This is a genomic window from Stenotrophomonas sp. TWI1183 (assembly GCF_039673115.1).
GTDB lineage: Bacteria > Pseudomonadota > Gammaproteobacteria > Xanthomonadales > Xanthomonadaceae > Stenotrophomonas > Stenotrophomonas maltophilia_AA.
Map to the genome: position 1 here is coordinate 1 of NZ_JBDJKZ010000014.1, position 13,263 is coordinate 13,263.

At 65.7% G+C, this 13,263-nt stretch carries 8 protein-coding genes; 5 read left to right on the forward strand and 3 right to left on the reverse strand.

The genetic code is table 11. The annotated features are described in order from the left end of the window. Positions 1-64 precede the first annotated feature (64 nt). A complete protein-coding gene (locus tag ABE434_RS13180) occupies positions 65-967 on the reverse strand; it encodes a LysR family transcriptional regulator (protein WP_346479160.1) in 903 nt (300 codons plus the stop codon). A gap of 126 nt (positions 968-1,093) precedes the next feature. Here ABE434_RS13180 and ABE434_RS13185 point away from each other — a divergent pair, with 126 nt between their 5' ends. Together ABE434_RS13185 and dkgB are read left to right on the forward strand one after the other, a co-directional pair. Next, on the forward strand, positions 1,094-2,308 hold the full coding sequence (locus tag ABE434_RS13185) for an MFS transporter (RefSeq protein ID WP_346479161.1): 1,215 nt from the start codon (positions 1,094-1,096) through the stop codon (positions 2,306-2,308). Between the two features lie 142 nt (positions 2,309-2,450). Then, on the forward strand, positions 2,451-3,254 hold the full coding sequence (gene dkgB, locus ABE434_RS13190) for a 2,5-didehydrogluconate reductase DkgB (RefSeq protein ID WP_346479162.1): 804 nt from the start codon (positions 2,451-2,453) through the stop codon (positions 3,252-3,254). Between the two features lie 150 nt (positions 3,255-3,404). Here the strand turns inward: dkgB and ABE434_RS13195 are convergent, their stop codons facing one another. Next, the gene (locus ABE434_RS13195) at positions 3,405-4,100 is read right to left on the reverse strand and encodes an alpha/beta hydrolase (protein WP_346479163.1); all 696 of its coding nucleotides are present in this window, start codon (positions 4,098-4,100) and stop codon (positions 3,405-3,407) included. A gap of 253 nt (positions 4,101-4,353) precedes the next feature. Here ABE434_RS13195 and ABE434_RS13200 point away from each other — a divergent pair, with 253 nt between their 5' ends. Genes ABE434_RS13200 through ABE434_RS13210 form a run of 3 tightly spaced genes read left to right on the forward strand, consistent with a single transcriptional unit; the run spans position 4,354 to position 10,508 of the window. After that, on the forward strand, positions 4,354-6,663 hold the full coding sequence (locus tag ABE434_RS13200; protein ID WP_346479164.1) for a hypothetical protein: 2,310 nt from the start codon (positions 4,354-4,356) through the stop codon (positions 6,661-6,663). A gap of 15 nt (positions 6,664-6,678) precedes the next feature. Then, on the forward strand, positions 6,679-10,149 hold the full coding sequence (locus tag ABE434_RS13205) for an RHS repeat-associated core domain-containing protein (protein WP_346479165.1): 3,471 nt from the start codon (positions 6,679-6,681) through the stop codon (positions 10,147-10,149). Continuing rightward, entirely contained in the window at positions 10,149-10,508 is a 360-nt protein-coding gene (locus tag ABE434_RS13210; RefSeq protein ID WP_346479166.1) for a hypothetical protein, read from the forward strand. Before ABE434_RS13205 ends, ABE434_RS13210 begins: the two co-directional genes overlap by 1 nt. A 31-nt stretch (positions 10,509-10,539) precedes the next feature. Here ABE434_RS13210 and ABE434_RS13215 read toward each other — a convergent pair whose 3' ends face one another. Next, on the reverse strand, positions 10,540-13,257 hold the full coding sequence (locus tag ABE434_RS13215; protein ID WP_346479167.1) for a bifunctional acetate--CoA ligase family protein/GNAT family N-acetyltransferase: 2,718 nt from the start codon (positions 13,255-13,257) through the stop codon (positions 10,540-10,542). Positions 13,258-13,263: the final 6 nt, after the last annotated feature.

Here is a 13,263-nt window from a genome sequence, read left to right on the forward strand (position 1 = left end):
CCCGGCCGCGGGCCCCCCCACTTTCGCCACCTCGCCCCCCCACCCGCCCCCCGCCCCCCCCCCACTACCGGACGTAGGGGGTGCCCACCATGGCCTCGGCCAGGTGATCGAGGAACGAGCTGATCCGCGCCGAGACCGCCGTGTTGCGGTAGTACACGGCGTGGATCGGCTGGCGCACTTCCACGGTGATTTCCGGCAGCAGCTGCACCAGGGCGCCGGCCTCGCGGTCGCGGTGGGTCATGAAGTCGGACAGGCAGACGATGCCGACGCCTTCCAGCGCGAGCCGGCGCAGCGTTTCGCCGCTGGACACCGCCACCGCCGGGCGCACGTGCAGCAGCGCGTCGGTCGCGCCGGGCAGTGGCCAGTGGTTGAGCGAATCGGGCTCGTTGAAGCCGAGGAGGGTGTGCTCGCCGAGTGCCGCCACATCGCGCGGGGTGCCGTGCTGCTGCAGGTAGGCCGGGCTGGCCATCACGCGCAGGCGGCTGTGGGCCAGCGGCCGCGCATGCAGGGTGGAATCGGCCAGCGGCCCGATCCGGATGGCGACATCGGTGCGCCGCTCCAGCAGGTCGATGTAGCGCTCGCTGCTGTTGAGCTCCAGGGCCACGTCGGGATAGCGCGCCCGATAGCTGGCCACCAGCGGGGCGATCACGTGCAGCACGAAGGGCATCGCCGCATCCACGCGCAGGCGGCCGGCCGGGCGTTGGCGCCGCGCGGCGATCTGCTCCTCGGCCGCTTCCACGGAGGCCACGATGGCGCGGGCCTGGGCCAGGAAGGCGTCGCCTTCTTCCGTCAGCTGCAGGCGCCGCGTGGTACGGGTCAACAGCGTGGTGCCGAGCTTTTCCTCCAGCCGGCCCAGCGCCCGGCTGACCCCGGAGGTGGTCTGACCCAGTTGCTCGGCGGCGGCGGTGATCGAGCCGCTGTCGATCACGGCGATGAAGGCCTGCATCTCATCCAGGGTCGTTTTCATGGCGGCGGCATGGTGGAGGTGCTCCATTATTGACCATGGGGCAACAGTGATTGGCGTGAAGGCCGCTTTTTCCGCAAGAGTACGGCGCGCAGACTGCGCAGCCTCACTCCCCACCGGTATCCGTCCATGTCCCGTGGTATCCCCTTGACCTTGTTGGCGTTGACGCTGGGTGCGTACGCCATCGGCACCACTGAATTCGTCATCGTCGGCCTGATTCCGACCATCGCCGCCGACCTTGGCGTCACCCTGCCCTCGGCCGGGCTGCTGGTGTCGCTGTATGCATTGGGCGTGGCGGTCGGTGCGCCGGTGCTCACCGCGCTGACTGGCCGGGTGCCGCGCAAGACCCTGCTGGTCGCACTGATGCTGCTGTTCACCCTCGGCAATGTGATCGCCTGGATGGCCCCGGGCTACGGCTCGCTGATCGTGGCGCGCGTGCTGACCGGCCTGGCGCACGGAGTGTTCTTCTCGATCGGCTCGATCATCGCCACCTCGGTGGTGCCCAAGGAAAAGGCCGCCAGCGCGATCGCGATCATGTTCACCGGCCTCACCGTGGCGCTGGTCACCGGCGTGCCACTGGGTACCTTCATCGGCCAGCACCTGGGCTGGCGCGCCACCTTCCTGGCCGTGGCCGCGCTCGGCGTGATCGCGCTGATCGGCAGCCTGCTGTTCGTCCCGCGCAACCTGCAGCGCAGCGCGCCGGCCACGTTCGGCCAGCAGTTCGCCGTGCTCGCCCAGCCACGCCTGCTGCTGGTGTATGCGATCACCGCGCTCGGCTACGGCGGCACCTTCCTGTCGTTCACTTACCTGGCCTCGATCCTGCAGGACGTCACCGGCTTCTCCGCCAATGCGGTCAGCGGCGTGCTGCTGGTGTATGGCGTGTCGGTGGCGATCGGCAATCTGTGGGGCGGCCGGCTGGCCGACCGTCGCGGCCCGATCCCGGCACTGAAGCTGATCTTCGCGTTGCTGGCGGCCGTGCTGTTCGTGCTCACCTTCACCGCCTACAACACCTGGCTGGTGCTGCTGACCGTGCTGGCGCTGGGTGCGGTGGCGTTCGGCAACGTCCCGGGGCTGCAGGTGTACGTGGTCAAGCAGGCACAGCGGTTCGCCCCGCAGGCCGCCGATGTGGCCTCGGGCCTGAACATCGCCGCGTTCAACGTCGGCATCGCGCTCGGTGCTTCGCTGGGTGGCCTGGTGGTCGATCACTTCGGCCTGATGCACACCCCGTGGCTCGGCGCGCTGGTGGTGATGGGCGCCTTCGGCCTGACCGCATGGAGTGGCCGCCTGGACCGTCGCGATGGTGTGGCCGACCGCGCCGAAGGCATCGCGGTGAGTGCGCATTGATCGATCCGGACCGACGGTTCGCCTTACGCAACAGCAGTCGCCCAACGATTCGTTTCACGCAACCGCAGCCGACCAACGGTCGGCTCTACGTCGCTTTACGGTGCACGGCGTAGCCTGCACCTCACCCCATGAAGGAGTTTCCATGAGCATTCCCGCATTCGGCCTCGGCACCTTCCGCCTGAAGGGCCAGACCGTCATCGACTCGGTGCGCAACGCACTGGACGTCGGCTACCGCGCCATCGATACCGCACAGATCTACGAGAACGAGGCCGAGGTCGGCCAGGCCATCGCCGAATCCGGCGTGGCCCGCGATGATCTGTTCCTCACCACCAAGATCTGGATCGCCAACTTCCAGCACGACGCGTTGCTGGCCAGCCTGCGCGAGAGCCTGCGCAAGCTGCGCACCGACCACGTCGAGCTGACCTTGATCCACTGGCCGTCGCCGAAGGATGCCGTGCCGATGGCCGAGTACCTGGGCGCGCTGGCGGAGGCCAAGTCGCTCGGGCTGACCCGGCAGATCGGCATCTCCAACTTCACCATCGCCCAGACCCGCCAGGCCATCGACATCCTCGGGGCCGACGCGATCGCGACCAACCAGATCGAAGTCCACCCGTACCTGCAGAACCGCGCGCTGATCGCGTTCCTGAAGGAACAGGGCATCCATGTCACCGCCTACATGAGCCTGGCCTACGGCGAAGTGCTCAAGGACCCGGTGATCCAGGCCATCGCCGACCGCCACCAGGCCACCCCGGCCCAGGTCGCGCTGGCCTGGGCGTTGCAGCAGGGCTACGCGGTGATTCCGTCCTCGACCAAGCGCGACAACCTGGCCGGCAACCTGCTGGCCGCCGACTTGCGCTTGAGCGATGAGGACATGGCGCAGATCGCCACGCTGGATCGCGGGCATCGCCTGGCCAACCCGGAAGCGATCGCGCCGGCCTGGGATTGATCGGTAGCGCCCGACCGTTGGTCGGGCGTGGGGGGTGCGTGCCGACCAACGGTCGGCACCTACCGGAAGAGCCAGCGCCCGATCAACGGCGTGGACATCATCGGGTAGTGCCGGCCGCTGGCCGGCATCACCGGAAGTGCGTGGCCGGTATCACCGCAACCAGTCCCGCATTGCCGCGCTGACCTCGTCGGGCTTCTCCATCGGGGTCAGATGCCCGCAGTCCGGCAGCACCACCAGGTTCGAGTGCGGCACCAGCGCATGCATCTCCTCGCTGATCGCCAGTGGGGTGATGCGGTCGTTCGCACCGCACACGATCAACAGCGGATCGCGGTACCCGGCCAGCACATCATGGCCATCCACGCGGTCCAGTGCGCTCTGGCGCAGGAACACCTCCGCGCCCAGCCGCGCGGTCATGTCGCGCACGCGCTGGACCAGCACGTAGTCATCCAGCCGCGAGGCATCGATATAGCTGCGCATCAGGGTGTCGCCGAAGCCGTGGAATTTCCCGGGCAGGCGCACGCTGGCACGCTGGGTCTGGCGCTGCTTGGCACGTTCGGGCGAGTCGGCATGGATCGAGGTGTCGATCAGGGCCAGCCGCAACACCCGTTCTGGCGCGGTGCGCAGGATCGCCTGCGCCACGAAGCCGCCCAGCGAGAATCCCGCCAGGGCAAAGCGCGCCGGTGCCTGTGCCAGCACGTCCTCGACCACCGCCTGCATCGTCTCACCGCGGGTCTGGTCGCCGACGATGCAGTCGGCGATATCGGACAGGTCGGCGATCTGCGCGCGCCAGAGTTCAGCGTCGTTGAGCAGGCCCGGGAGCAGCAGCAGGGGGAAGCGATCGGTCATCGCGACAGTGTCCCCCGTGCCGGGTCCCAGACCAAGGTCGGCGACGCGCCAGCGCCCCGCTGACAGCCGTCGCAGTGGGTTTCAGACAATGGGCAGCCGTCCCTGCGCCCCCTGCCCAGCCGGTTTCCCTACACATATTTCAGAGAATCCCGATAGCGGAAGCGCTGTCTTTCATCGCGAATATTGGGACGGAATTGCATGGGCGGCAGGGGTGCCTGCTCATCGCGCTGAATCGTCGCCAAAGGGGACCTGCATGAACCGTCTTACCTGCACGCTCGTCAGCGTGCTGCTCGGCATCGGACTATGTACTGCAAGCCACGCCCAGAGCTATCTGGAAGAAGTGTCCGATTACGCGCAGAAGGTGCAGGCGCGACGCACCGCCGCGCTGGACGCCGGTGAGGCGTTTGGGGAGCAGATCTCCTACCTGGATGGCGGAACGCGGTTCTCAGCCACCGATATCTCTATTCCCGGCAACAACGCATTGAAGGTGGAGCTCACCCGCAGCCGCCAGATCGATGAGCGCTACTTCATTTCCGGCTCGCGTTTGTTCGATTTCGGGTCGCTCTACGACTGGCAACTGGAAGTCCCCTTCCTGGAGGGCAGCTTTACCAGTCACGGCTGGACGATGGCGGCCGAGGGCAACCCCTCGCGCAATGCCCGATGCAGTCTGCAACAGGCACCCTACAGCGCCATTCTGGGCGACTTCTACATCGAGAAGATGTGGTCGGGCTACAACCTGCATCTTCCCGGACAACCCGCACGGCTGATGCTGAAGGCGGCTGCAGCTATTCCGATGCCGGCAGATGGTCAGACCTATCCGTGGGCCGCAGATGGGGACATCCGCATCCGCTGCCTGCCCCAGCTCAAGAATGGTGCGCCCGGTGAAGGGTTCCTTGCCGTCATGCCGGATGGAACGCGTTACTACTTCGACACGATGATCACCCGGCAGATGCCGAATTTCCGCCTGCGAACGTATCACACCGTCCCCCACTACAAGGTGTACCTGGCCGCATCGCGTGTCGAGGACCAGCAGGGCAACTGGGTCACGTACACCTACGTCAACGACAACCTTGCCTCCATACAGTCCAACGACGGCCGCAGGATCGACATGGCCTACCAGAATGGACGCATGGTCAGCGCCACGACCGCAGGACGCACTTGGCAGTACCAGTATCGCGAGCCGACCAGCACGACCGATGGAGGCCTGGCGGCGGTGATCCTTCCCGATGCAACCCGTTGGAGCTACGACTGGGTGGGCAGCGTTCGACCGGCCTGGATGGCACCGCCACAGGAGGGAGCCACGCCCTGCGATACCATCATCGGGGAGGTTACCGGGCCCTACGCCTACAACGTCACGCATCCCGGCGGCGCGCGCGCCACGTTCTCGTTCGTATACAAGACCATCTTCCGCTCCAATCTGGATGCCTGCTACTCGCCGGTGCAGCCCAACTACTACTCCGTCTGGTCGCTGACAGATCGAGTGGTCGCCGGCGCCGGGCTCGGTGAAATGCGCACACAGCTGTCGATAACCGGCGGATACCCATCCACACCGCTGCGCTGGTCGACGGTGACCCACCCCGATGGCTCGACCACGCGTTACGGGTTCGGCCACACGTTCCTTGTCGATGAAGGCAAGATCATTGAACGCCAGACCGCCGGGAGCGATGGCGTTGTGCTGGAAAGCACCAGCTCGCGGTATCTGAGCTCGCCGCCGGCCGGAGCGCACTACCCAGCGCGTGTTGGAAGCAGCCTGCACTTCATGCAGTACGCAGACGGTCTGGTCCAGCCACTTGCCGAGCGCCTCACCGTGCGGGAGAGCACGCAGTACCGGCGTGCCAGCGACGGGTGGGACGCGTTTGCGAGGCCGGCGCTGACCACCCGGAGCGGCCCGTCGGGCGTGATGCGCGAGCGGCGACAGTACCTGGACAACCCGGCCCGTTGGATCCTCGGTGCAGTGGCATCGACACGCGACGAGGATTCCGGGCAAGTCCTGTCTGCGGCGACGTATGACGATCTGCTGCGTCCGCTGGAAAAGTTCAGCTTTGGGCTGCTGCAGGTGAGCTTCACCTACAACGGCGATGGCACGGTGGCAACCGCCACCGATCCTACCGGCCGCATGACCCAGCTTCAGCAGTGGAAGCGTGGTACTCCGCAGCACGTGATCAACCCCGACGGGACCACTCGCGGCGCCACGGTCGACGACAACGGCTGGGTGGGCGCCGCGCGGGACGAGAACAATCTCCAGACCAGCTACGCCTACGATTCAATGGGCAGGCTCTCCATGATCACCCTCCCTGCCGATGCCGGGACCGCCTGGAACGCCACCTCCATGACCTTCTCGCGCCTGCCAACAGCCGAGCTGGGCATACCGGCCGGCCATTGGAAGGAAACCGAAGCGACAGGTAACCGCCGCAAGGTCACCTACTACGACGCATTGCTGAGGCCGGTCCTGGAGGAGGAATACGACGCTGCAGACAGGGCGGGAACTCTGTCCCAGACCCTACGGCGGTACGACCATGCCAATCGGCTGATCTACGAATCCTATCCCGGTCGCTATCGCTGAGGTATGGAGACCCCAATGCGCGCACATGTCTTCCTCCGTTTCCTCCTGCTGCTGACGGTACTCACCGCCTCCAACGCCGCTGCGCAGGCAACCATCAAACTGACCGGGCCGGCCACGACGACCTACGTTGCGCCTGCAAACTTCGATCTCCAGGTGAGCTATTCGGTGTCCTCCGGGCCCAAAGCGGAGTTCATCGAGAACACCGCGATCACCCAGAACGGCGTGACTATCAGTGTCATCCCGCAGGGGACCATCCCTGTACGCGGGCTTCCGCCCGGTCGCTATGAGTACATGTATCGCGCGATCGCCACCCGGATTCTGCCCGATGGCGACATGACCCACCGTCCGATGTCCAGCGGCCCTGTCGTCATCACGGTCAACAGCCCACCGGAGCCGATCGATGCCGCCGCGCCGGGCACGATTTCTTCGGTCGGACCTCCGGTAACCGGGCGGCCCATGACAATGTCCATCCAGATGGTCAACACCGGTGAAACAACCTGGCGCGCCGGAAGCTACTTCCTCGATTTCGTGAACGGAGGTGACAGCTACGTCTGGGACTTCGCCCCGCAGGGCATTTCCCACGATGTGGCCCCCGGCCAGTCGTACACCTTCCAGTTCAACATCACCGCAAAGATTTTCAATCCGCACGGATTCAACTACTACTTCCAGTTCCAGATGCGCCGGGACACGGTCGCCTTCGGCCTGCCAACGCAGGTGTTCTCCGTGTACATCATCAATCCGATCAACGCCTCACAGTTTGATTCGCAGGAGGTACCCACAGCGATGGAGGTGGGCAAGTCCTATCCCGTCACAATCCGGCTGAGGAATACCGGCGACTTTGTGTGGAGCGCCAGCCAGGCGTATTCGCTCGGCGCGCAGAACCCTCCTGACAACACCCTGTGGGGTACCCACCGGATACAGACGGCAGACGTGCCGTTGGGCGCGGTCGGAGAGTTCAAGGCGACCGTCGTCGCACCGGCACAACCGGGCGTCTACAACTTCCAGTGGCGCATGGTGCGCGATGGCGTGGAATGGTTCGGCGTGCTCACGCCAAACGTCGCCATCACGGTGAGCGAACCGCCCCCTCCTCCGCCTCCGCCGCTGCGGGGCACCACCTACACCTACGATGCGCTGGGCAGGTTGACCGGCACCTCTGCGGACAGTGAACAGGGCCCGTTGGTCACCGCCCAGGTCTATCTGGCGGGAAGCCGGGTCAAGCGTTCCGATGCACGCAACAACGTGACGACGACTACCTACCAGGCCTATTCGGATCCGGAAACAGATCGGGAAACGCTGATCGAAGAGCCCGAGTCCCGCGTCACCCGAATTGATCGCAACCCCTACGGCGTCATAACCCGCATCGCGCGGGATTCAAGAAACGGCGCTCCGCTTCAGCGCCATTACGTGTATGACACCCACTATCGCCTCTGCAAGAGCATTGAACCCGAGACCGGGGCGACCGCTGTCGGCCTGGACGCAGCTGGGCGCATCCTGTGGACCGCCAGCGGGCTGGCGCTTCCTTCGACAAGCAGCTGTGATCAGCAGGCTGCCGCAAGCTCCCCGCGCGCGATTACCCGCTCCTATGACGCAAACGGTCGACTGTCGGCGATCGTGTCGCCGGATGGACTGGGCAACCAAAGCATCTTGTACACCCCTGACGGGCTCATCAACAGCATCTCCTCAAGCAACGGCGGCGGTATCTCGGCCGTATCTACGTTTACCTACAACAGCCGCCGGTCGCTGGCATCGGAGACGTCGAGCATCAGCAATGAGTCGGATTGGACCATTTCGTATACCTATGATGGCAATGGCTCCCTGGCCGGCTATACCCTTCCGTCCGGCGTCCACATCGACCACCATCCCGATGCGCTCGGCAGGTCGCGGGGCATTACCGACAGCGCCGGGCGGACGCTTGTCTCGGGGGTCAAGCGTGGTGCGACCGGAACCATCGCAGAGTTCATCTACGGAAATGGCATTCGCCATCAGCGAACCTTGAATGAGCGGTTGTTGCCGAGCCAGGTGAGCGACGCAGGCGTTATGCGGCTTGCCTATGGGTACGACAAGGGCGGCAATGTCAGCTCCATGATGGATCTTGACGGGCAGACCGGCCTCAATCGCCAGATGAGCTATGACGGTGTGGATCGGATATTGAACGTCATAACGCCCGAGGCCGGAGTCAACCAGTCGTTCTCCTATGATGACTTCGACAACCTCACGCGCATGACGACCGCAGGAGCCACGCCGTTCAACTACTACTACGATGCCTCGAATCGTCTGACCAACATCCGGACCGATGATGGCGCGACCATCATTGGCCTTGCGTACGATGCGCAGGGCAACATGATCAACAAGAACGGGCGGACCTTCACGTTCGATGCGAACAACCGGCTCGTCGCGTCGGCCAGTTCGACCACCTATGCCTACGATGCCGCGGGCAGGAGAGTCCAGCGCCGGGCAGCGGATGGCCAGGACACGAACCGATACTTCTATACCCGCTCCGGAAAGCTTGCCGTCCAGTTCGAGTCGAAGGCGCTTCGCCACACCTCGCATGTCTACCTAGATGGCGTTGCGGTTGCGGCGATCGAGACGGCCCAGGACGGCACTGCCTCAATCAAGTACGTCCACAACGACGTCCTCGGAAGTCCCATTGCCTACAGCTCTGCCCAGGGAACCGTGCTCCAACGCCTCCAGTACACCACCTTCGGCATGTCGACCGGGGTAAGCGATGGCAAGCCCGGCTTCACCGGCCATGTGGAGGACGCAGATCCAGGCATGGTGTACATGCAACAGCGCTATTACGATCCGCAGATTGCACTGTTCCTGTCGCCGGATCCCATACCGGCCTTCATGAACCCGGTCGCCATGCTCAACAGGTACCGCTACGCCGACAGCAACCCGTACCGGTACCATGATCCGGATGGGCGCTGCACCGGGTCTCACCTGGCCAATAAGGATGGGAGCTGCATGAGCACCGGCGAGTTCACCACGATGGCCACCAGAGTGAATGGCGGCAGCAACGCGGCCGGGGGCGCAAGGCAGACCAGCGAGGCGGCGCGGGTCGGGTGGCCGGTGGGAGCGGACGACCCGGAATGGGCGCGGGATCCGAAACTGCGAAAAGAGACCGAGCGCGCTTGGGAGGATTCCAGTCCGAATGCGCCCGAAGTGCGCGCGGGAAGGCCTGGATCAACCAAACGCGAGAACGGCGGCTGGGTGGTACTGACCTTGGGCGAGCGTCAGCCCTGGCTCTATCGACTGCCTGCCGGCAGCCGCGACAGGATGAGTCAGGAATCCACGATCAAGCCGGACCCGTTCATCTGCGGCTGTACGGTGCTTGGCTTCTTCCACACGCATCCTAATACGCGCGCGGAGGGGTACAATCCGTTCGGCAACCCGGGTGACGCCACTTTCATGCAGCAGATGGGCGTACCGGGTTTGATCCGAAGCCACGAGGGCTATGAATTCATACCTGTTCGGAGGGGCGAATGATGTCCAGAGTACCGACGTTCGCGCTGTGCCTTTGTCTTGCTGCCATATCCCCTGCATGCAAGGCCTCGGACAAGGATGCGCTGCAGACACTGCCTGAGCTGGTGAAGGCCAATGTTCTGGCGGCACAGAAGCACCCGGAGTGCGTACGCGTTGTGGACGCGTACGTCCGGCGTACGCGGACGTGGAAACCGGCGGATTATCTGGTGTCCATATCGCCGCCGTTGGCCGGTGGCCGCGGCTTCGCCGTCCTGCATAAGGACGATCTTGCAGATCCGCTGGGCAGGAATGAACGCAAGTCGTTCAGTGTGGAGCTGGACAACACGTGCAGCAAGGTGATCGAGGAATTCCAGTTCCAGTAGAAGCGGCCGTTTCGATGCTGCCGGGCGATGCTCACACCGGTACCTGCGGCACCTGTACGTCCTGCACCGGCAGCGTCACCACCATCACCGTCGAGTCGTCCGGGTCGAGCTTGGTCTTGAAGCCCAGGCTCTGGCACATCGCCAGCATGGTGCTGTTCTCGCGCAGCACCTGGCCTTCGATGATGTTCAGGCCGAGCCACTGGGCGTACTCGATCATGATCGCCATCAGCCGCCAGCCGATGCCATGGCCCTTGAGGTCGGAGCGGATCAGGATGCCGTACTCGCCGCGGTCGTAGTCCGCATCGGCGTGCAGCCGCACCGCGCCGAGCATGTCGCCGCTGCGCGGGTCGATGGCCACCAGCGCGATGGAACGCGCGTAGTCGAGCTGGGTCAGGCGCGCGATGAATTCGTGGCTGAAGTGCTTCACCGACTGGAAGAAGCGCAGGCGCAGGTCGTCATCGGTGACGCGGGCGAAGAACGCGCGGAACAGCGCGTCATCCTCGGGGCGGACCGGGCGCACGAAGGCCGGTGCGCCGTCGGACAGGGTGATGGTGCGCTCCCATTCCTTGGGATACGGGAACACCGCGAAGCGCGGATGCCCGCGGCCCTTGTGCAGCTTGCGCGACGGTTCGATCGCCACGCGCGCATCCAGCGCGATCACGCCATCACGGTCGGCGAGCAGCGGATTGATGTCGAGCGTGCGGATCTCGGGAATGTCGGCGGCCAGCTGGGCGAGCTTGACCAGGATCAGCGCGACCGCGCGTTCGTCGGCGGCCGGGACATCGCGGTATGCCTTGAGGATGCGCGACACGCGCGTGCGCCCTATCAGTTCGTGCGACAGGCGCAGGTCCAGCGGTGGCAGGGCGATGGCCTTGTCGTCGATCACTTCGACGGCGGTGCCGCCACGGCCGAACACGATCACCGGGCCGAAGGTCGGGTCGTCGGCAATGCCGGCGATCAGCTCGCGCGCCTTCGGCCGCACGATGGTGGGTTGCACCAGCACGCCATCGATGCGCGCATCCGGTCGCTTCTCGTGCGCGCGCGCGATGATCGAGGTGGCTGCCGCATGCACGGACTGCAGGGTACTGAGGTTCAAGCGCACGCCGTCGACATCGGACTTGTGCGGGATGTCGGCCGAGAACACCTTGATCGCCACCGTGGCGCCCTGCTCCAGCAACGGCTGGGCCAGGTCCATCGCCTCGTGGGCATCACGGGCCTGCATCACCGGTGCCGATGGAATGCCGTAGGCGGTGAGCAGCTGGTGGGTGGCGATCGGGTCCAGCCACTGCTGACCGGCGGCGAGCGCGGCGTCCACCAGCGCACGGGCGCCGGCGGTATCGACCACGAAATCCTCTGGCAGGCTGGGCGGAGTTTCCATCAACGCGGCCTGCGCATCCCGGTAGCGCACGAGATGCTGGAAGCCGCGGACGGCCTCGGCTTCGGTGGGATAGGTCGGCACGCGCGCGGCGTTGAGCGTGGCGGTGGCACGGTCGTCGTTGCCCAGCCAGACCGCGAATACCGGCTTGTCGCGGTGATGGCGGGGACGCAGGCCAAGCGTGCGGGTCAGGGCCTGCGCGGCATCGGCCGAGGAGGTGAACGCGGTGGGCACGTTGACCACCAGCACGGCGTCGTTCTCGGTATCGGACATCAGCGCTTCGATCGCGGCGGCGTAGCGGTCGCCATCGGCGTCGACCACGATGTCGACCGGATTGCTGCGCGACCAGCCTTGCGGCAGCACCGCATCGAGCTGGGTGACGGTGGCCGGCGACAGCTCGGCCAGGCTGCCGCGCAGGGCCAGCAGTTGATCCACCGCCAGCCGCCCCACCCCGCCGCCATTGCTCAGGATCGCCAGCCGACGACCGGGGAACGTGCCGAGCCGGCCCAGCGTTTCGGCGGCGGTGAACAGTTCGTCCAGCGCGCTCACGCGCAGCAGGCCCGCGCGGTTGAATGCCGCGCCGTAGACCGCATCGGCGCTGGCCAGCGCCTGCACGTGGGTATCGGCATCGGGGTTGATGCGGATGTGGCGGCCGGATTTGACCACCACCACCGGCTTGGCGCGCGCGGCGGCACGCGCGGCCGACATGAACTTGCGCGCGTCGCGGATGTGTTCGACGTAGAGCAGGATCGCGCGGGTGCGGTAATCGGTGGCGAAGTAATCGAGCAGGTCGCCGAAATCGACATCCAGCGTGTCGCCCAGCGAGACCACGGCGGAGAAACCGACCGAGCGTGCCACGCCCCACTCCACCAGGGCCGCGGCAATCGCGCTGGACTCGGAGATCAGGGCCAGGTCACCGGCCTGCGGGAAATGCGCGGCGATGCTGGCGTTCAAGCGCGCGTGCGGGGCAATCACGCCCAGGCAGTGCGGGCCGAGGATGCGCAGGCCCTTGGGCCGGGCGGCCGCCTCCACCTGTGCGGCCAGCGAGCCCGGGCCTTCGCCCAGGTTGGCGGTGAGGATGATCGCCGCACTGACGCCGCGCTCGGCGGCGGTGGCCACCACCTGCGGCACGATGCTGGCCGGGGCGGTGATCACCACCAGTTCCGGCACCCAGTCCAGGTCCTTGAGCCGCTTCACGGTGCGGATGCCGTCGATTTCGCTGTATCGCGGATTGATCCAGGCGACCTTCCCGGGGAACCCGGTGTCGCGCAGATTGCGCATCACCGCACGACCGGCGGAGCGTTCACGCGGGCTGCCGCCGATCACGGCGACCGACTGCGGGCGGAAGACGGCTTGCAGGTGGTAGGTGCTCATGCGACC